The 21377-nt window shown below is 30.1% G+C and carries 18 protein-coding genes and 1 tRNA gene; 15 read left to right on the top strand and 4 right to left on the bottom strand.

The genetic code is table 11. The features are described 5' to 3' along the window. Positions 1 to 15 precede the first annotated feature (15 nt). Positions 16 to 2250 carry a glycosyl hydrolase family 28-related protein gene (locus tag AC2A1C_RS03025; RefSeq protein ID WP_484023340.1) on the bottom strand — a complete coding sequence of 745 codons (2235 nt, stop codon included), beginning with the start codon at positions 2248 to 2250 and terminating at the stop codon, positions 16 to 18. A 279-nt stretch (positions 2251 to 2529) separates the two neighbouring features. Next, positions 2530 to 4326: a DUF885 domain-containing protein gene (locus AC2A1C_RS03030; protein ID WP_484023342.1), complete on the bottom strand. Its 1797-nt coding sequence runs from the start codon at positions 4324 to 4326 to the stop codon at positions 2530 to 2532. Positions 4327 to 4485: 159 nt separating this feature from the next. Here AC2A1C_RS03030 and AC2A1C_RS03035 point away from each other — a divergent pair, with 159 nt between their 5' ends. From AC2A1C_RS03035 to AC2A1C_RS03080, 10 genes are all read left to right on the top strand, one after another. Then, complete coding sequence (locus tag AC2A1C_RS03035; protein WP_484023344.1) at positions 4486 to 4947, top strand: hypothetical protein; 462 nt, start codon at positions 4486 to 4488, stop codon at positions 4945 to 4947. 102 nt (positions 4948 to 5049) lie between these two features. Next, positions 5050 to 5751 (top strand): MotA/TolQ/ExbB proton channel family protein, encoded by a 702-nt coding sequence (locus AC2A1C_RS03040; protein WP_484023346.1) that lies wholly within the window; start codon positions 5050 to 5052, stop codon positions 5749 to 5751. 2 nt (positions 5752 to 5753) lie between these two features. Beyond that, positions 5754 to 6152 (top strand): ExbD/TolR family protein, encoded by a 399-nt coding sequence (locus AC2A1C_RS03045; RefSeq protein ID WP_484023348.1) that lies wholly within the window; start codon positions 5754 to 5756, stop codon positions 6150 to 6152. Positions 6153 to 6160: 8 nt separating this feature from the next. Continuing rightward, positions 6161 to 7042, top strand: coding sequence for a ferric siderophore ABC transporter substrate-binding protein (locus tag AC2A1C_RS03050; protein ID WP_484023350.1), 882 nt, complete (start codon positions 6161 to 6163; stop codon positions 7040 to 7042). A 38-nt stretch (positions 7043 to 7080) separates the two neighbouring features. Next, positions 7081 to 8319, top strand: a complete 1239-nt coding sequence (locus AC2A1C_RS03055; RefSeq protein ID WP_484023352.1) for a bifunctional folylpolyglutamate synthase/dihydrofolate synthase — start codon at positions 7081 to 7083, stop codon at positions 8317 to 8319. A gap of 33 nt (positions 8320 to 8352) precedes the next feature. Next, positions 8353 to 8427: transfer RNA gene (locus AC2A1C_RS03060), tRNA-Val, on the top strand. A gap of 217 nt (positions 8428 to 8644) precedes the next feature. Then, entirely contained in the window at positions 8645 to 9847 is a 1203-nt protein-coding gene (locus AC2A1C_RS03065) for a site-specific integrase (RefSeq protein ID WP_484023354.1), read from the top strand. A 58-nt stretch (positions 9848 to 9905) separates the two neighbouring features. Beyond that, the gene (locus AC2A1C_RS03070) at positions 9906 to 12425 is read left to right on the top strand and encodes a DEAD/DEAH box helicase family protein (RefSeq protein WP_484023356.1); all 2520 of its coding nucleotides are present in this window, start codon (positions 9906 to 9908) and stop codon (positions 12423 to 12425) included. A gap of 154 nt (positions 12426 to 12579) precedes the next feature. Further along, on the top strand, positions 12580 to 13479 hold the full coding sequence (locus tag AC2A1C_RS03075; RefSeq protein WP_484023358.1) for an AAA family ATPase: 900 nt from the start codon (positions 12580 to 12582) through the stop codon (positions 13477 to 13479). Next, complete coding sequence (locus AC2A1C_RS03080) at positions 13457 to 14719, top strand: DUF3871 family protein (protein ID WP_484023360.1); 1263 nt, start codon at positions 13457 to 13459, stop codon at positions 14717 to 14719. Before AC2A1C_RS03075 ends, AC2A1C_RS03080 begins: the two co-directional genes overlap by 23 nt. Before the next feature lie 38 nt (positions 14720 to 14757). Here AC2A1C_RS03080 and AC2A1C_RS03085 read toward each other — a convergent pair whose 3' ends face one another. Continuing rightward, a complete protein-coding gene (locus AC2A1C_RS03085) occupies positions 14758 to 17451 on the bottom strand; it encodes a COR domain-containing protein (protein ID WP_484023362.1) in 2694 nt (897 codons plus the stop codon). A 327-nt stretch (positions 17452 to 17778) separates the two neighbouring features. Between AC2A1C_RS03085 and AC2A1C_RS03090 the strand changes: the two genes are divergently transcribed. The 3 genes from AC2A1C_RS03090 to AC2A1C_RS03100 all read left to right on the top strand — a co-directional run bounded on the left by AC2A1C_RS03090 (position 17779) and on the right by AC2A1C_RS03100 (position 19585). Then, on the top strand, positions 17779 to 18177 hold the full coding sequence (locus AC2A1C_RS03090; RefSeq protein WP_484023364.1) for a hypothetical protein: 399 nt from the start codon (positions 17779 to 17781) through the stop codon (positions 18175 to 18177). Between the two features lie 301 nt (positions 18178 to 18478). Beyond that, positions 18479 to 19171: a hypothetical protein gene (locus AC2A1C_RS03095; protein WP_484023366.1), complete on the top strand. Its 693-nt coding sequence runs from the start codon at positions 18479 to 18481 to the stop codon at positions 19169 to 19171. A gap of 84 nt (positions 19172 to 19255) precedes the next feature. Continuing rightward, a complete protein-coding gene (locus AC2A1C_RS03100; protein WP_484023368.1) occupies positions 19256 to 19585 on the top strand; it encodes a hypothetical protein in 330 nt (109 codons plus the stop codon). Here the strand turns inward: AC2A1C_RS03100 and AC2A1C_RS03105 are convergent. Next, positions 19575 to 19796: a helix-turn-helix domain-containing protein gene (locus tag AC2A1C_RS03105; RefSeq protein ID WP_484023370.1), complete on the bottom strand. Its 222-nt coding sequence runs from the start codon at positions 19794 to 19796 to the stop codon at positions 19575 to 19577. The two genes, AC2A1C_RS03100 and AC2A1C_RS03105, sit on opposite strands and share 11 nt — an antisense overlap. A 234-nt stretch (positions 19797 to 20030) precedes the next feature. Between AC2A1C_RS03105 and AC2A1C_RS03110 the strand changes: the two genes are divergently transcribed. Continuing rightward, positions 20031 to 20636 carry a hypothetical protein gene (locus AC2A1C_RS03110; RefSeq protein WP_484023372.1) on the top strand — a complete coding sequence of 202 codons (606 nt, stop codon included), beginning with the start codon at positions 20031 to 20033 and terminating at the stop codon, positions 20634 to 20636. Beyond that, on the top strand, positions 20626 to 21294 hold the full coding sequence (locus AC2A1C_RS03115; protein WP_484023374.1) for a hypothetical protein: 669 nt from the start codon (positions 20626 to 20628) through the stop codon (positions 21292 to 21294). The genes AC2A1C_RS03110 and AC2A1C_RS03115 overlap by 11 nt, the downstream gene beginning before the upstream one ends. The last annotated feature ends 83 nt before the right edge of the window (positions 21295 to 21377 follow it).

Below are 21377 nucleotides of genomic sequence, written 5' to 3' on the forward strand. Positions count from 1 at the left end.
TTTTTTTTTGGGGTTTTATAAAATATTGATGACGGGTGTTTTAAATAAGATTGGATAACCTATAAAACTATTTGTTAAAGGTTTATCCAGATAAAATTTGTTTCCATATGCGCAACCAACAATTTTATAAGTTGTATAATTACCAGAACCATTTGTATCAGAATTGATCTTAACATATTGTCCAACTCTTAATTTTCTTGAGTCATAATTAGACGTGGAATCAAGATAATTTTTACCAGCAGTTCCAGATGCTAGAACTCCACTCTGACTTGGGTCACTACTATTATCACCAATAGTTCCACTATCTGTTACTATATTAAATTTTCCTGAAGTATCTACAAACGTTTGTCCTTTTTCAAATGTTCCCACTTTATTCACCATATTTGTTTTCATATAATAAGGTAAAATTTTAGGATTATCTTCATCCATTGTAAAATATGTAACATCTGATGCTACTAAAACATTAAGATTTCTTAGGTTGTTATCTGCATTATTATATACAGTAAATCCAGCTGAAAGTTTATTGGAAGAAGAATTATTATTTGGGAAAAGCATGCCATTTTTATTTGGTAGTATAGCAACAATGATCGATTCGCCATTCGTTTGGTAAAGTGTACTTAAAACATTTTTAATTATACTCGTATTTGGTGTATTGATAAAAGATTGTTGAAGATTAAAGAAAAAATCAACAATTGCAATCCCCATTCTTTCTTTTACTTTAAAAGCAGCACCAAGATATTTTGGGTTGTTTTTAAAGGCTAGATTATAATCACTAGAAAATGTTTCAGAAGTCGCGGAATCTTGTCCTATACTTCCTATACTTTCAAATTGTTCTCCATCTATCAGCAAAGACTTTGAACTGGTAACTGATTTTACAGCATTATAATTCTCTAAAGTATTGTTAAAAAGATATGAGCCACTATCAAATTTATAGAATTTAATGGCTGTTCCATGATCTTTTGCATAAGGATTTAAAAAAATATTAGGAGAAGGACAAAGGTTTTCTATAATTTCACAGGCATGTACAAAAAGTTTAAAATTGTCTTTGTTAATAACCTGCACTCCGGATAAATCAAATGTTCTGTAATTAGGAGTATTAATCATATCATCCATATTATTACCAGAAATTTCAACTTTATTCTGATTAGAATAAGCAGTGGTAGGAGGATTAACATTAATATCTATATATTCTCCATTACTTTTTTTAAGGAGAGAAGAAATGTATACAGCATGACTCTTCATTCCTTCGAAATGATTACCAAAAAATTGTACTGTACAGTTACTTATTTCTATGTCTACAGCATAATGATCCGGAACATTATAGCTATTTGAAGTAGAATGATTGATTGTTCCTTCAAAATTATTGCTCACTATTTTCACCAAATCTTTTGCAAAACTCCCATAAATCACCCGGAAATTTTGATGGCATTTGTTGTTTTCAAAAACAAATCCCCAAGAGTTATTACGTCTGTCATTATTATGATTGTTATTGTCTACAACTGCGTAATCAAAATATACACACTCATCATTATGCCAAAAAGCACAGGATGTAATTTGGATAAAAGCGACATTATATGGATTATTGCTATGGAAATTAATAGCTTTGTTAAACCCGTTAAAATGACAATCCCTAATAATGAAAGGCCAGGTTGGTCCTATATATTCGGATTGAAAGTCTATCGCATATGTTGTTCCTATTGTTCTTCCTTCTTTTGCCAAAAATTGAATAGATTCTATATGAATGGGATCCGAAACTGAAGAAATTATAACTGAATTAACAATCTTATTCCCATAAATGATAGCTGTCTTGTTTTTGGGAACAATTAAAGAGCAGCCATAGGAAGAAGAAGGAGAATTTGCGGCAACACTTTCTTCTCTCAACAAGGCACCAGAACCAAGTAGTTTTAACCCTCCTTTAAAAATTTTCAGCGGCTTATCAAGATAATAATCACCAGGAGGAAAAAATAAGGTTTTTTGAAAGGTGCTTTCACAAAAATCGATTGCTTTTTGAATGGCATCAGAGTCAGGAGTTGTTCCGTCACCAACCGCACCAAACATTTTCACGGTGATGTAGTCATTCAAGACCCTTTTGTAATATATATTATTTTGTCGAATATATACAACACCATCAACATATTTATCAGGATCTGGGTCGCTATTCATAAGGGTTGTATTGTCATACCATGTTGTAGTTGATACATATTTGCACTGTTCGCCAGTATTTGGGTCAGTAATTAATAAATTGCTCATAATTGATTTTTAAAAAAAATTTTACAATAAATACACAATTCTTCTGCAGAATGAATTGAAGTTTAATAAAGCGAAGATATAGTGAGGTAGCGACAGAACTTGACGTATTAAAATTTTATAAGAGAATTTTTTTAAAAAATGGTTTAGTATGAAAATGAGTCAGCAACACTATTAGAAGATATGAAACAAAAATATCCACATTTGAAAACGGATTCCAAAAAAGGAAAGATGGAAAAATAATTTAAAAAAAATCACCAAACATTTGGTGATTTTTTTTGTTTATTTAAAATTTTCTGCCCAAAGCTCCATCTTTCTTTCTAGGACATCTAAAGGTAAACATCCCTGATTCAGAATTTCATCATGGAATTGTGCAAGATTAAATTTAGTACCTAATTGTTTTTGATATTTATCACGAAGTTCACGGATTTTCAAAGAACCGATTTTGTAGCCCAATGCTTGTCCCGGAACAGCCATATAACGTTCTACTTCTGCGGTTGCAGCAGCTTCATCGTAAGCAATATTGCTTAAAAAATAATGAATAGCTTGTTCACGCGACATTTTCCCACTGTGGATTCCCGTGTCTACAACCAGACGAACAGCTCTCAACATCTGATCACTAAGATATCCCATTTTTTGATAAGGATCTGTATATAAGCCAAATTCAGGACCGAGGGTTTCACAATAATGAGCCCAACCTTCTCCATAAGCTCCGAACCATCCGAATCTCATAAATTTTGGAAGAGCCATATTTTCCTGCTGTAAAGAAATTTGATAATGATGTCCCGGAATTGCTTCATGTAAAAACAGAGATTCCATTCCGGAAGTTACATTGAATTTTTTAGGATCGGGAAGAGGAACATAGAAAATTCCGGGTCTTTTTCCATCAGGAGTTCCGGGTATATATTCTGCGCTGGCTGAAGCCTCCCGAAATTTCTCGGTTTGTCTAATTTCAAAAGGCGTTTTTGGTGTTACGGAAAACATGGTTTTCAGTTTGGGAGTAATTTTGGAAAGAACACCGTTGAAAGCATCTAAAACTTCTTTCGATGTTTTATAAGGCATAGCATTAGGATCATTGGTTTCATGCTTTATGAATTCTTCCAAAGTTCCTTTAAAGCCTACTTGTTGTTGCACTTTTGCCATTTCTGCTCTCAACATTGCTACTTGCTCCAATCCGATTTTATTGATTTCTTCCGGAGTTTTTTTAGTGGTTGTCCAGCTTTTTACATAATAATCATAAATTTCGCTTCCATTAGGTAGAGCGTTGTATCCGTCTGTATTTCTGGATTTTGGCAAATATTCTTTTTCAAGGAAATCCCCCATTTTTGTATATGCGGGAATTATATTCTTAGCAATGGACCCCCGAAACAGTTTGGTATATTTTTCTTTTTGTGCAGCCGAGAAATTTTTTGGAAAGTTCAGAATTGGTTCATAGAAAATATTTTTTTCAAATTTTGGAGTAATAATTTCCTCCGCTTTCATTTGAGGAATCATCTTTATCACCAATTTTTTAGGAAGAACAGTTCCTGTAGAGATTCCCGTTTTGAAATTTTCTTCAGCCTGAATCATCCAGGTTGGGAATTTTTCCATTCTTTTCAGCCAATTATCATAGTCTTTCTCCGTATTGAACGGCTGAATCCCTTTTCCGCTTCCCATTACAGGAAAATCCAAAGGAAGCCCTCCAAACTGTGTAAAGGGGATGTATTCCGGATGATAGGCATAGTTTTCAATTTTATCTTTCAGTATGTAATCCAAAACGTCATACACTACTTTTTTATCATCAGAAAGTTCTTTATACTCTATTTTTTTTAGTTGATCGTTTACATTTTTATAAAAAATGATCTCACTGGAAATAAATTTTTTATCAATATTTACAGGAAGCAGATCGTTGTAGCGATTATCACCTTGTGCAGTGGCTTCAAGAGGATGAAGTTTCAGATAATCTTCATAGTATTTTGAAGCAATAGAATCCAGATTTGTAGATGTAGCTTCACTCATTGAAGAGTCTTGTTTTTTACATGAAAAGGAAGAAAATGCAATACCAAGAGCAATAAAACTTCCCAAGAAAACGTTTTTCATTTCAAATTTTTAGAAAGACTAAATTACTAATTTTATGCTATCTGAAAATCACATTTTTGCCTTGAAAATAATTTTAAAATATCTTGGAAAAATCAATCTATTTTTTATCTTTGTTGAAATAAGTTTAAAATCAATTATTTATAATTTTCTTTAACTCAAATGAAAGGGATTTTAAAAATTTATCACCCCGACGAAACTTTAAAATACAATATTAAAAGCACTTATTGTAAAGCTGTCTATAGCAACAAGCAACATTTTCTGGAAATAGAGATCATCACAGATGATGGTTTGGATCATGTGGATGACGATTCTTTACAGTATAATTTTCCGCAACTTTCCTTAGATATTTTTGATTTCCCGATTGATTCTTCCGATATAGAAGGAAAGATATTCCAAATCAACGATTCTGAAGACGAAACCTTTACAGAGGTGGATCTGTTTGATGATGAAGAAGCCTACATTTATAACAATGAATTGGAATTTGATAAAGATGAAAACGGCGAACTTCAGCTTTTCTGGAAGGGAAGTATTGATGATTTCTACACCGGCTCTGAAGAACCAATTACCTTTAAATTGAAATGCAATTTCAAACAGGATGATATTAATGTGGAGGAAGACTAAACGTTTTTCAGGCTAAATTTTAATAATACAAGTTGTTGTAAAAAAGAGCATAACAATATTCAACTATATTTTTCGTTATAAACCATAATAAATATACTATTAATGGCATTTTTGGAAATATCAAATCTTTTGTTCATACAAGCACAGACTCCCGTTCCTGAAGTTACTGTTCAGGAGTTTTCTTTCTGGAAAATCATGTTCCACGGAAATATTTTTGCGAATATCGTAATGATTACGGTACTCTGTCTTGGGATTTTCTCTTTATATATTTTTCTGGAACGGTTGTTCTATATTAATAGACAATTGAAAATCAATGATTTGAACATGATGAACAATATCAATGATTTACTGAAGGACGGAAAATTACAAAGTGCAATAGATTATTGTGAAAGACAAAACACACCCGAAGCCAGAATTTTGGAAAAAGGAATTACAAGGATTGGAAGACCGGTTTCTGATATTGTAAGCGCGATGGAAAGTCAAGGGCAAATAGAAGTTTCCAAATTAGAAAAAAACCTGAATCTTCTCGCTTCAATTCCAAGTATAGCTCCAATGTTGGGACTTTTGGGAACGGTAATCGGGATTATTATGGCGTTTTTCAATATGGCGAATATGGAAGGTTCTTTTTCCCCGAAAACACTTTCTGAAGGAATTTATACAGCACTTGGACAGACCGCAACAGGTTTGGCTGTTGCAATTCCTTCCAATTTTTTCTACAATCTTTTGCTTACGAGAATTGATAAGTTTATACTGAAAGTTCAGAATCTTTCGGTAGATTTCTTAGATATCATCAATAAACCATAAGCATGAATCTAAAAAGAAGAAATAAAGCCAATCCGGAATTCAGTCTGGCAGCAATGGTGGATGTTATTCTGCTTTTGTTGATATTCTTTATGGTGACTTCTGCTGCTTCCAATATCAGTGCAATTGATGTAAAACTTCCGAAAGGCGAAGTGGAAAATCCTAATGTTCCTAACGAACTTTCGGTAAGTATAAAAGAAGATGGCTCTTATTTTGTAGATGATAAATCTATAAAAAAAGAATTGCTGGAAAGCGTAATCGTAAACAGATTACAAAAAAGGCAAAACCCGTCATTCACAATTCGGGCAGATAAAAATTGCCTGCACAAAGATGTGGTATTCGTGATGGAAATTGCCGAAAAACATAAATACAATATTGCAATTGCAACAACACAAGAAGAGTAAAATCGAAAATGAACTTTTATAGTGTCAATAAAAAAGAAGAACAAAGCGACCGAATAAAAAGCGGTATTATTACTGCAATCATTTGGTCTCTTTTGCTTTTATTTGTCTTCTTATATAAGTTTCAAAATACCATTCCGAAGCAGAAAGAAGTGGTTTCTGCCATGCTCATTAATTTTGGAGACAACCGAAACGGAAATGGACAAGAAGAACCTGCTAATCAGGAAGGTTCTCTTGCTGAAAAAGCAGAAATTCCAAATCCTGAACCTGCTGCCCAACCAAAAGAAGCAACAATTCAACCGGAAACTTCTGTAAAAAAAGAATCTTCAAAAGACAAAATTTTAACGGGAACAGATTCTAAAAATTCAGTTAAAAAAATTGAAAAAACAGATCATTCTTCCAAAAATGTAACCTCAAAAAAGGCAAGTGCTGCAAAAAATACAAGCAAAAGCAGTACAGCAAATGCTAAGTCTTCCAACTCCACATCAGGAAATGGGGACGGAAAAGGAAATGCAGCGATTGGAAATCTGATAAAAGGAAGAGGTACAAAACCCGGAACTCAAGGAAATGGAGGAACTACAGGAAATGCGGGAGATCCACTTGGAGGTGACGGAAACGGAGATAGCAAAATAGGTATAGACCGAAAATTGATCGCTTTTATTCCCGGAACTATGGGAAGAGGTGGTGCACAACCGCCTCATAATTGTAGCGCTTCCGGTTCCATTACCATTTCTTACACCGTGGACAAAGCAGGAAATGTAATTTCTGCAAAACGTTCCGGAGGAATTTCCGATCCATGCGTTGTAAGCACTACAACAGCTTGGGTGAAAAAATATGTAAAAGCAGAAAAAGCCGGAGTAAGCTCTACTGGAAGTTATAAAATTACGTTCTAAAAATTCTTTAATTCCTATTTTTTTGACAATTTTGCAGCATGACACAGCAGCAATATCAAGAAGCCGTTGAATGGCTGTTTTCTCAAGCTCCGAATTACCAGATTGATGGCAAAAAAGCCTATAAACCTGGACTTCAGAATATTACGGCTCTTTGTGATTTTTTTGGAAATCCACAAGATAAAATCAAAACCATTCATATTGGAGGGACAAACGGGAAAGGTTCTACGTCCAACATGCTTGCTTCGGTTTTGCAGGAAGCGGGATATAAAGTAGGACTTTATAATTCTCCACATTTAATAGATTTCACAGAAAGAATAAAGGTAAATGGAAAAAATTGTGATAAAGAATTTGTTTATGATTTTATTAAAAAATTAAAACAGCTTCCTGAAAATATTCAGCCCTCTTTTTTTGAGTTTACAACCATCATGGCGTTTGAATATTTTTATCGGCAAAAAGTGGATTTCGCCATTATTGAAGTCGGTTTGGGAGGAAGATTGGATTCTACCAACATCATTCATCCTTTGGTTTCTGCAATTACGAATGTGGATTTGGATCACATGAATATTTTAGGAAATACGATTGAAGAAATTGCAATAGAAAAAGCGGGAATTATAAAGCCCAATACACCAATTATTTCTGGAGATGAAAATGAAAAGGTAAAAAAAATAATTTCGGATAAAGCACAAAAAGAAAACGCCCTTTTTATAGACGTTACAAAAATTGAAACTCATTTCGATTCGGATTTAAAAGGAAATTATCAGCGAAAAAATATAAGGGTTGTTCAAGGGATTATTAATGAATTAAAACGTCAAGAAATCAAAATATCTGATTTAGCAATTGAAAACGGACTGTTGAATGTTTATCAAAATACAGGTTTTATTGGAAGATGGTTTGAATTTTCTAAAAATCCATTAACGATTTGTGATACGGCACACAATCAGGCAGGATTGGAAATGGTTTTTGAACAATTAAATGAAATTCGGATGAAGAAGCATATTGTTTTAGGATTTGTGAATGACAAAAAAATTGATGAAGTTTTACAAATTTTACCTGAAGATGCAGCTTACTATTTTGTAAAACCATCCATCAATAGAGGTAGAAATCCTGAAACCTACGAAGATCTTTTGAAAAAAAGGAAAATTAATTACAAAATTTTTCAAGATGTGCAATCCGGCTATCTTTCTGCAAAACAAAATGTTAAACAAAACGAAATGATTTTTATTGGAGGAAGCAACTTTGTAGTGGGAGATTTTTTAGAAAAAAGTTTGCAGAAATAAAAATTTGCCGTATATTTGCCACACCAAAAACAAGGGTTCTTAGCTCAGTTGGTTCAGAGCATCTGGTTTACACCCAGAGGGTCGGGGGTTCGAATCCCTCAGGACCCACAAACTCCTCAAGAAATTGAGGAGTTTTTTTATTATATTTTCTTTATCTCTTTGTAGAAAAGGTTTTTTAAGGGTTTTCTGTAGCTTCATTATTATTTCAAATTACTATTAATTTCCCAAAAATTTAAAGATTAGGGTGTGCTTTTAGGTGTGCAATATTTTTCTCAGGTGTGCATTCTAAACTCCCTATTCATCAACCTTTCTAAAATCAAATACAATGAACATTAATAAGATTAGTATTCTATTCTTAATTGCAAGAAGTAGAATAAATTCATTAGGTAAATGTTCTATAAGGTGTAGAATAACCTATGAACACAAGAGATATGAGTTCTCAACAGGAATATTCATAAATCCTGATAACTGGAATGCCCCTAAACAAAAGGCATTTCCACCCAATACAGACCACAACCAAATCAATACTCAACTAAGCCTGATTAAACAAGAAGTTAATCAGGCTTTTTTATTTCTACAAGTCCAAGACAAGAACTTTGATGTAGATGATATTTACAGACAATACAAAGGAGAAAACATCAAGCAGGATAAATCTATTATGGAGATGTTTAACTTGCATATTGCTAAACAAGAAAGACTGATAGGAATAACTACAACTGCTGTATCTGTAGCCAAATTCTATCAAACTAAAACTCATGTAAAATCCTTTGTAAAATATCAGTTCAATAAATCAGATTTTCTTCTGAGAGATATGACAATGGCTTTCATTACAGAATTTGAATTTTACCTAAAAGCAGAGAAGAAGTTTCAACAGAATACAATTCATAAGACTTTGCAAAGGTTTAAACAAATGGTAAAATTAGCTGTAGGTTTGGATTATTTAGCCAAAGACCCATTTCTTTTACACAAAAATAAGAAACCTAAAAAGCAGGTTGTATTTCTTTCCATTGAGGAACTCAAAGAAATAGAAAATCATCATTTTGCTTCTGAAAGATTACAGCAAGTAGCAGATATGTTTATTTTCTGTTGTTATACAGGTTTAGCCTATACTGAAATGGCAAATTTGAAAATATCTGATATTAGAATTGGATTTGATGGCAATAAATGGATTCATATTCACAGGCAGAAAACAAGCAAGAAATATGAAATTCCATTACTATCTAAAGCAGAAGAAATATTGAAAAAATATGAAGAATTGGAAACTATGTTACCAATAATTTCAAATCAGAGATTCAATGCCTATCTAAAAGAAATAGCTGAAATTAAAGGAATTAAAAAGAATCTAACCCATCACTTGGCTAGGAAGACATTTGCATCAACTATTCTACTTTACAATGACATTCCAATGGAAATTGTATCTGAACTTTTAGGGCATTCTGAAATTGGGATTACTCAAAACCATTATGCTAAGGTGGTGAAGAAGAAAGTAGGAGAACTGATGGAGAAACTCAATAATAAGCTGAAGTAATTTTTCTATTTAACTGCTTTGTATTATTTTTACAAGGCAGTTAAATTTAATACAGCATATGGAACTACCAAATATTCATTTTCAAGACTTTTCAGTTGACTTCAAACAAATAGACCCCGATGATTTTCCTAATTTTACAGTTGAAGACAAAGTGATAATATCTCCTAATGATGATGGATACATTAGTGAAGTTCTAAAGAGTCACATTCAACTAGATGAAAAAAACACTGTTGTAATTAACGCTGCTGTTGGACAAGGTAAAACTACAGCTATTCTAGATATTGTAAAAGAATATTATGAAAATACTGATTATATAATCTTTATTGCTTCACCCTTTGTTAGCCTTGTTGAACAATATTACAATAAATCAATTGGCATTGGAATCCCTGAAAATGATATCTACAGGTATGAATTAATAGGTAAAGACTTGTCAAGGGATGCTTGGAATAGCAGAGTTCAAATTGTAACTGCCAATTGTCTTTTAGGTAATCCAGGGGAAGACTCTTTAATAAATTCTGATGCTAAAAGGAATTATATAAACTATTTGTCTCAAAAGTGTAGAGAAAATGGTAAGAAAGCAGTTTTTATATATGACGAGATTCATGATGCCATACACAATTTTAAAGAAAGATTTATTTTCAATTTATACAAATGGAGAGATGTAATTCATAAAAACTTTTTACTAAGTGCAACATATAATGAAGCATCCAAAGTTGTAATAGAATATTTATCTGAACTAACAGATAATAAAATTCAAATCATAGAATCTGAAAGAAAAACATTTCCTGATAAGCAGTCTAAACTCTTTCTACATTTTAATAACTCGAGTTATTATAATTATGATAATGATGACATTGTTCAAATAATACAGAATCTTGTAGATCAAGGTAAAGAAGTTGACATACTTTCTTTTTCAAAAATACTTGCAGAAAATATATGCAAAAATACAGACACAGGAATAGGGAAAGTCCTAACAGAAGCATTTGGAGAAATTCATAATTGTACTTCTGATTTAGAGGAAAACGCAAGACCTTATTTTGAGCCTCCTAAAAACAGGTTTAAGCCAAATAAATGTAATGTTGGCACTAATTTTAAAACAGGAGTAAGTATTGAAAAAGAGAATCATGCATTTGTTATTATTATGCCTCCTATTAGCAGAAAGGGAAATTTTAAGAATAGTTTTGGTATTTTTACAGATGGTGTGAATTCAATTATACAGGCTCTTGCGAGACAAAGAATAAAAGGAGAAATACACATTATACTACCTCCTCCTGATAAATTTAATTTTGATAGTTTACCTTTTACAGGGGCTAAAAAAGAAAAATTCATTGAATTTTATAGTCTTTGTCATAACCATAAACACGTTGATAATAAACTTGTTGAATATTATTCATTTAATAATCAAGATGATCTACTTAAGGAATATTATGATTTAGAAATTAAAGAGAACATTAGAGAAGAGGAAGAATATATTAGAACTAAAACTCGTGAGAATATGCCTTCTTTAGTATTTCCAGACTATAAAAAATACAAACTTTCTTTTGGGGAAACCTATTTCGTAAAAAAACATAAATTCTTTGGAGGAGACTTATCCTCATTCATATTATATTCTGCTATAACCAATCAATTTGTTAATTGTAGATTAGCAGGCATTAATCTGAAACCTATTTTGTACTTTGAAGAAGGTAAAATACAGTGGAAGTTAACAGAAATATTCAAGAAATATTTTGATTATGAATATTACAATGGCATAAAAAATGTGGTGAGTGACCAGTACTTTTATTCTCTCATCAAAAATGATATTTTTTCTCAATATAAAGTATTATATAAAACCTCAGATTCAAATTATTCAGAAATAAAACCCAATCAAAATAAATATTTTGAACAACAGTTACTAGCATTTGCTCAAAAGACAACACACATTGAAGACAATGTATTCTTATCAAGGTTTTTTAATGAAAACTCTGATATTATTGATGTAAATTTTTCAAGAGGAGAATACTTCAGAAATTGTATCTCTTTAACAGAAGGAATATCAGAAGAAGCTGATGATATTTCAGAAGATCAAAAAGCACTAGTAGAAGCATATAAAACACTAAACCACTTTAGACACAAGATGATTAATAATGTTGCTTCAACAGGAAGAGGTATAAGGTATCTTCCAAATGAGCCCTTTGAAAACTTTATTGAAGATTCTGAGTTAGAAAAATTTAATCATATGATTGAGGCTTTAATCAACAATGACCCAATAATTAGCAAAGAAATTTATGATTTTAAAAATACCTTTATTAGGAGTGACTATACAGAAGAAATGAAAATTAAGGCATTCTACAATTATTTAAAAACAGATTTTTTTAGAGGTGGTTCCAAAAGGATAAATAATTCTGAATTAAATGCTAATGTTTATGAAGTATTGCAAATAGAAAATATTCCACAAGCCCAATCTATATTAAACTTGATTGAAAATAAAGATTTTATTATTGATGAAAGTAATTTTCCAGAATTGATTATAAATGATAATGGTGATTTTTACATAAAACAAAAAGATGGAACTTTAGATAAATTTGAAATAGTATAAAACTTCCAATCTCGTATTTATTACTATATATACAAAATACAAGACTGGAAGTTTTCAAAATCCTCATAGGTTACTATGGGGATTTTTCATTTTAATATGAATCCATAATAATTCCCTTTCACATTTTTATTAACCATTTTAAATTCTAAAATTTATGCAACTAAAACAATCACAAAGACAACAAGTCAAATTGAGACTAGGCTTATCAGGAGCTAGTGGATTTGGAAAGACCAAATCAGCACTTTTATTAGCCTATGGAATGACACTGGATTGGAGTAAAATAGCGGTAATAGATACAGAAAATTCTTCTGCATCACTCTATTCTAATCTAGGAAATTATAATGTATTAGATTTACAAGCACCTTATAGTCCTGAAAGATATATACAGGCTATAGAACTGTGTGAAAAATCCAACATTTCAGTTATAATTTTAGATTCTATAACCCATGAATGGAATGGAACAGGAGGATGTTTAGAAATCCACGAGAAATTAGGTGGGAGGTTCCAAGATTGGTCTCAAGTTAGCCCAAGACACCAAGCATTCATTAACAAAATTCTCCAATCTAGCAGTCATATCATTACAACCACTAGAAGAAAAATAGACTATTCTTTAGATGTTGGCAGTAATGGAAAAACCCAAGTAGTGAAACATGGAACTAAAGAAATAACTCGTGAAGGGTTTGAATATGAGCTTACCATTAACTTTGAGTTAGTAAATGAGAACCACCTTGCAAAAGCAAGTAAAGACAGAACAGGTTTATTTATGAATAAACCTGAATTTGTAATTACACCTGAAACAGGTAAATTGATACTAGATTGGTGTAATAGTGGAAATAATATCACTAATGCTCCTAGCTTCAATAATCTTAGTGAACATGAAGTATATGAAAAAATCCAAATGTGTAACTCTATAGCAGAGCTATTGACTTTATATAAGCAATATCCTGACTATCAGGAAAATTTGAAACCTGATTATGAAGCTAAAAAGTCATTACTCATACAATTAACTAACTCTAATAATTATTCACAAAATGGACATTCAAAACATCATTAAACCTGCTACTTTAGAAGAAGCGTTTGAAATTCCAAATTCTACTAACATAATAGGGAAAAATAATCAGGAATTTGAATTAAGGAATGTATCAAAGAAACCTATCAGAGATATTTTTCTATCTGATAATGAGGATTTTGAAGACGCAGAAGTGTTTTATCCAAGTAAAATGAATGAGGAAAATCCACAAACACATTTAAATCCACTAGTAGAAAATGAGCCTGAAACTAAAAATATAGTTCAGGCTTTTTCTTTGGATAATAATGATATAAAATCTGAATCTGTAATTACACCTCCATTGGTTCTAGAATCAAATAAGAGTAGTGAACTTAGTCCATTTATCATAGCTAATACAACAGAAGTTGAACTACATCATTTAAGGAATGATTGCATTATTCCTGTCTTCAGTAAGGACAATGAAAAAACAATTGCCCATCAAGAGTTTATTGATGTTGTGGCAAGTGCAGTTCAGAAATCATTTCCACATCAACAAATTACTGCACCAGAAATTAGAGTTTCCCACCAAATTAAAGGTAGAATTCCTGATGCAATCTATCTCAATGCTAAAGATTTATTAGAGCATCAAAAGACTATTTATTATGAAAGAATGGCTTTTATTATTAAGCTACCTGCAATAAAAGATACTATCAATGGAAATGAACTATCTCTCAGCATTGGAGGAGTACGAAGTTATAACTTGGAAAACCTCTACAATAAGAAGACCTTTGAAAAATTCAAATTTTTTATAGGCTTCCAAAATAAGGTTTGTTGTAATTTATGTGTTTCTACAGATGGATTTTTGGCAGAATTGAAAGTTTCCAATCCACAGGAATTATATTCTAAAGTTTTAGAGACCATGCAGAATTATAATGCAGAACTGCATTTAATGGAAATGAAAGAATTGACACAGGATTATTTATCTGAACATCAATTTGCACAATTAATTGGAAAAAGCAGATTATATCAGCATTTGCCTAAACTAGAAAAATCCCAAATTCCTTTTCTAAATTTTAATGATAGCCATATCAACACTATGGTTAAAGATTATTATGAAGATAAGAGTTTCAGCAGAATGGAAGATGGAAGGATCAATCTTTGGGATGTTTATAATTTGTTTACACAGGCTAATAAATCCTCATATATAGATACTTTCCTAGATAGGAATTTGAATGCTTTTGAATTTACCAAAGGAATTCAGAAAACTCTCAATGGTAATTCTAATTATCATTGGTTTTTGAGTTAGTTTGAGCCTGCTTCAAAGTGAAGCAGGCTCTTTTAAAACTAAATCATATTTATAAGAATGTGTATTAATGATATCTTGGAGCCTGATTTAAAATAAAAAGACTTAAATATCTTAATTTCTGTATATGAGGTTAATTGTACTGTATCATCAATTATATTTGAAAATGTAATACCATTTTCTCTAAAATTTTGTATGTAGTTTATATACTTTGATCCAAAGTTGTTAAAATTTTTTCCTGTATAATAGATTCCTAAATACTTCTCTGGCAACCCATTAACATCATATTTATTAATTACTTTAATTATATGAGAATTAATCTCTTGTTTATTAAGAGAATTTAGATTCATACCTTCAAAAATTGTGTAACCCTCTTCCTCATTTTCAAATTTTATATCTAATTCTCCTGATTTAGAGCCTTTTGAAGACTTTCCCCATTTTGATTGGTCTTTAGCCTTAATTTCATCATTATTAGATAATTGATTTGATATAAATGAATTTCTCGAATCTTCATCAGAATTTATGGCTTTAGAAATTCCTTGCAACTGTGAAATAGCGGAAAGGAGTTTATAGATTAATTTTTTTTCAGGCTTAGTATTTCTATATAGGTTTAATATTTTATTAATATCTATTGTTATAGCAGACTTATGACAATCAGTTTTGATTTTATCTTTTTCTATGAATTTACGCAGTACCTCATATTTAAAATAAAAAGGTTCAGAATCTGATATACACAAGTCACAATTACAAGGTACTTCTTCAAAAAAATCTTTATTTTCTTTAATGTTAAAATCATTATATATTCTTGACATCTCATTTCTTATAAGTGTTAATAAATCCCTTTTTTGATGACCAATAACTTTTATATTGAGTGTTTTTAATATATAGTTGCTTGTTATTAATGCTTTTGATGATTCATAATTCAATATTACTCCATCTTTCCAATAATTATTTGAACTTAATAAATAAAACAATTTACATATAAGCCTACTTACTAATCCCTTAGGCATAAAATTAAATTTTACTCTATACTTAAGTGATTCATTTTCTTCAAACTCCTTAAGTTCTGACTTATTAGGAATTTCACTTTTTAAAAGTTCAGGAATTATATAAAGATTTTGGGCACCAACTACTTTAAAGCATATTGCAAAATTTTCCATTAATTGAAGTAGTTGATAATGGGTTTCTATAGGGTATTTACTCGTGTCAAGATAAGTTTCTAAGTCTGAATAATTAAAAACCCCATTATTTTTTTGAATAGGTATACAATCAATTAATGAATAAACAGCTTGAGTAGCCCATTGAGGATTTATTATAACTAAACTCTTTAATACAGAATCAGTTTTAAAGTGAATGATGTCTCCAATATCATGTAAATAATCACTAATTAATTCTAGTTGATTTTTATTTATTAAGAGGTCATTATTTTTGCATACATTAATAAAATCTGTATAACTTATATAATCCTTTTTGTTGTCATTTAGTTTTGACCTAATTTTAATCCATTGATAAGGTAATGAATCTCCTAAATGAGGTAGATCTTTTATGCATTCTGCAATTGCATTATTTAGTAAATTAATATTATCCTTAGTTACACATGACACTTGAAAAAAACCATAAATATTTGGAAATAATTTTTTATATTCTGTTTCATTTACACCCACATATCTAACATCAGATTTGTTCATTACAACTATTACAGGACTATCTTTTCCTAACAATTTTATAATGTTGAGCCAATATTCAAAATCTATATCAGAATTATCTTTTCTAGGTTCCCAAACAAAAATATAAACAGATCTTTTTGTTAGGAAAAACTGGTGGGTTGAATAATAGATTTCTTGTCCTCCAAAATCCCAAAGGTTTACTTTAACTTCCTTAAGTATAAAAAAATCTTTTGTGAAGGATTTTTTAGAAAGATAATAGATTGCTTCTGAATAATCCATTCCTTCTAATCTATCTGAAATATCTACAAAACATTCTGAATAATTAATATTATCCAAATCAGTTTCATCATCGGTTTCATCAAATTCATCATCTATATCTAATAGAATTTTTTTTTGATAAAGATCCTCTGCTTCTGAATAATGTGTGTAATGAGGAGCTCTGGCTGGAAAAAAAACCTCGTATTGCATTTCATCAATATTGATTCCATGAGTTGTTTTTTCTTTTCCTATCACAACTTTTGTTTTATTGTCCTTAAGCACTTTCATAAGAGTGGTTTTACCAACTTCTCCTTTTCCAACAAATATTAGTTTTGTTTCATAAAGCTTGTCTCTTTTTCCTTGTCCTTTGATAAGATCAAAGTAATTTTTAATTTTAAAAAAACCACTATTTTTTAATGGATGTGGTAGTTTTTCAATGAAGGGATTATTATAAAATACAATAGTAATATCATCATTGAAGTATTCTAGACTATCTGGAATATCATATAATGAATTGTTAGAAATATCAAGATATGTTAGCAGATAGTATTCCCCAAAAATAAAATCAACTTCTTGTAAATAATTATTATTGAGGTTGAGAATCTTTAAGTCTTTTAATTTAGCCACCATTCTTGGAAGTGTACTAAAACAGTTGTAGCTTAAATCTAATTCTATCAAATATTTCATATCAGAAATATCATCAGGGATTTCTGATAATCTTAACCCCCTTAGGTCCAAGAAATAATTCTTTTGCTCCTTAGCTTTTTTAATTCTCTCTTTAGCGATTTCTATATTTCTCCTATTAAACATTTTCTTAATTCTTAATTATTTTATAAAGTTAATCTTTTGAAAGTAGTAAAATATAAAAGTTAATCTTCAAACTTTGATTTATATTGCGTTCTTACTAAATCTCTCTGTTAATTTTTTTATATACCAAAAAATTTTCAAAGCCTTTACGAGTACTTACCCCTCCTGAAAACAAGCCTACCCCCACTTATTTTGGAGGGAAATTCCCCCGCCATTTTCTATAACAAAAGAAAAATTTCAGGCAGATTAAATTTTAGTTGATAGCAAAATTTGGTTTGTAGAAGTGTGTTGTTACAGAAAGGAAAAATCTAACTCAAAAACTTAAAAACAATGGTAAGAATTATCAATTTTAAATCTAGACAAAGAGAGGATGGAACTTCTTTTTGTGTTATAGAAGTTCAAGGAGGTATTGAAATGGTACTAAGCCAAAAGACCAACCAGTATTATGCTACAGCTAAAAAAGCTTATATCTCATCTACATTTGATGAAGAAACCTGCAAAGCATTAATAGGAACTGAACTTTCAGGAAGTGTAGTAAAACAGGAATGTGAACCTTATGAATATGTGGTTAAAGAATCAGGAGAATCCCTTATTCTACAGCATAGATTTGTATATGTTCCTGAAGAAAATACTCCTGCTCCTGCAAAGAAATCAATTACAAATGATTTTGAAGCAAGCTTGGAAACTTTTTCTAGGAATGGTAAATATGATGCTGTTCTAGCAGATTAACCCGCACTTCAAAAATTACAAACTTCCAATTTTGTTTTTTCTACTATATAAGAAAAATACGAGGTTGGAAGTTTTTAAATCTTTATGTAAATGCAAGGTAATTTAAAATAAACCTAAATTATACATTATTATGGTTTAGATTAATTTCCAGATATTATTATCATAGCTAAATCTTGAAATGATTTTATAAGTCTTATAATAGTAGGAAAACAACAGATATACTTATAGTTGTAGTTAAATGATGCTTAGCAAAAGCCAAATTTACCTAATAGCTAAATTATGTATTTTTGCAAAAAAGCAAATGAATACTAATCTTACAGAAATACTAAAGACTCGTAATGAAAAAATCAACATTAAAGAAGTTTTAAGTATTATTGTTTCCAATAGTTTTCTTGACATATCAGAAGAAGATTTTTCTCCTAGAGAATTTAGTACTTACGAGTTTGAGCAAATTTTAAATCAAAATCTAGACGAAGATTCTTTGAGAAAAATAGAAGAAATACGTGAGGATTTAAATGCATTATATCATAGAAAGCAATTACTTTATGCTTTACCTTTATTAAAAAAAGCTTTAGATGAATTTGCTGAAAAAATTGAATTTAGCAATTATAAACCTATAATCATAACAGAGGATTATAGAATATTAATATCTCAGTTTAATGATATGGAAGTTGAATTCAGTTCTCTAACCCAAGCTGTGTATATTTTATTTTGTCAAAATCCTGATGGAATTAGTATTAAAGAGCTTTTCAATTATAAGAATGAATTATTGTCATTATATATTAGTACTTCAAGATTATTAGATTTTAGTATTATAACAAATAGTATTGAAGAATTAATATCTCCTGATAGTAAAGCTATTTATACTCATATATCTAGGATTAAATCAACCTTTTCTAAGGTTATGGATATGAAATATGCTGAAAAATATATCATTACTTCAGATAGTTTTGGCTCTGATTTTAAATACATTCCTATTTTAAAGAGTAATTAAGTCTTGGTTTTTTAGTTGCAAATTTGCAACTTTTAATGAGTAGCCTTATTTCATAATATTTTTGCTGTATAAATATTTACAGTTATGAAAAAAGCATTTTTATTGTTAGGATTATTTATAGGAACTACATTAGTATTTGGTCAAAAAGTAAAATACCAACAAGGGTATTATAAGCCAAGTTCTGGAACTTATGTTGCTCCACACTATAAAACAGAAAGTAATAAAACTAATTGGGATAATTTTTCAACTAAAGGGAATATTAATAATTATACTGGGGATAAGGGAACTAAGGCTCAAGATTATTCTACAGAAGCATATAATTATGGAAGTGGTCAAAATATCCAAACAGGTTCTAGAGGAGGACAATACTATATAAATAGTAATGGAAATAAAACCTATGTTCCTAAAAAGTAATTAACTCTTTCAGAGGTATTTCAAGTGCTTGTGCTATTCTGTAAAGAGTGAGTAAAGTAGGATTAGTTCTTCCTGCTTCAATTCTGGAAATATTTGTAGCATCAATATTACCTTCCATTTTACCTACAAGTTCCACTTGAGATAAACCCTTTTGTAATCTCAATTCTTTAATTCTAGAACCAACAAGTTTAAATATTTCAGAACTTTCCAACTTGACTTATTTGACAAGTCAAATTTGAATCTTATATTTGTTTAATTTAATGCCATATATGACAACGTTAAAACTATGAAACATTTAAAAGCATTTTTTGATGATATTTTTGAGGGTGTAGGATTTCTTATCATTATATTTCTTTGTATAGGTGTAATAGCATTATGTTTTAAGGTAGTCATTTGGTTTTTAAAAGGATTAATTACACGTATAGAAAATAGTTAAATACAAATTATGAGAAAAATATTTACATTGATACTACTACTGATTTCACTATTGGGATTTTCTCAAACTCACATCAATATTGGCTCTACAAAAGCAGAAGTAAAGAAAATACAGGGAGAACCTACAAGTATTGAATCTTATGAAGATTTTGGAGAAGAAATATGGAGATATGGGGAATCAGGTATAGCTACTGTTACTTTTAAAAAAGAAAAAGTAAAAGCTTTTAGCAACTACAATCATATTCTGAAAATTGGAGATATATCCAAAAAGAAAAAATCAGTTGAATCTGAAAAACCCCAATCTAAAGAAGAGTTTTGGAAAGAATTGGAAGAAAAAGCTAAAAATTATGAACCTCAAGATTCAGATAAATATGGAGAAGATATAACAGGTTTATACGGAAGTTCTGCACAAAGTATAAAAACCTTTCCAAAAGAATATGAAGAAATGGCAGAAGTAAAAGGACTGAATCCTTATGCTATGCCAGATGAATATGAGCTACAACAAATGCAAAAAGAATATGACAGAGAGAAATATCTGAAGTGGGGAATAGTCATTTTTGGATGTATAGGAATAGGGTGGTTTTTAATCTCAATAAAATCCAAAAATGAAAAATAATATTTCTATAATGGCACTTCTAAAGCATAAAGAATCTTTAAATTTTCAAATAATTGAGTCTTGGCTTACAACTTATCAGAAAGAATTTAAAGATGCAATAGAAAAAACAAATTGTGGAAAGTGGCAAAAGTGGTTAGATATTGAAGAGAAACCTTTTCCTTGTGTTTGTCCTAGTAGAAATGAAGACTGTATTTTTATTGAGGTTTATTACAACTTAAAAAGTATTATAGATTTAGAAAACGATGAAGTTCGAAGAAAACTTATATTAAGTTTTAAAAATATTTCAAATGAAAATGAACTCTATGAGATGATACTTGAAAGTATAAGTTTTGATTTTCCTTTAGAAGTTATTTCTGATGAATATTTCAGCATAAGAATAACTACAAATCAGAAAATGGTAAAAAAATATGTACTTGTTATGAATGGAGGTTTTAAAAATACCCTACTGCACAAAAATTTATTTAATGGTGCCCAAATGATAAAGTTTTATAGGGAAGAGTTTGAGGTAAATTTACTACAAGAAAAAAATCTAAATAATATGGAAAATAAATCTAAAATACAGAAAATTGAGTTAGATTTAAAAATCAGAAGACTTTCAGAATTACAGTACAGAATACATACGAGGTTAAAATATTTAATGTTATTAATAAAATTATAGAGTTTCTTCTGAACCCTTATATTCTAATACCCTATAAATACTCATATATTAAACAAAAAACCACCTGCTTTGAGGTGGTTTTT

This window comes from Chryseobacterium sp. HNCC26DJ241 (genome assembly GCF_057180505.1).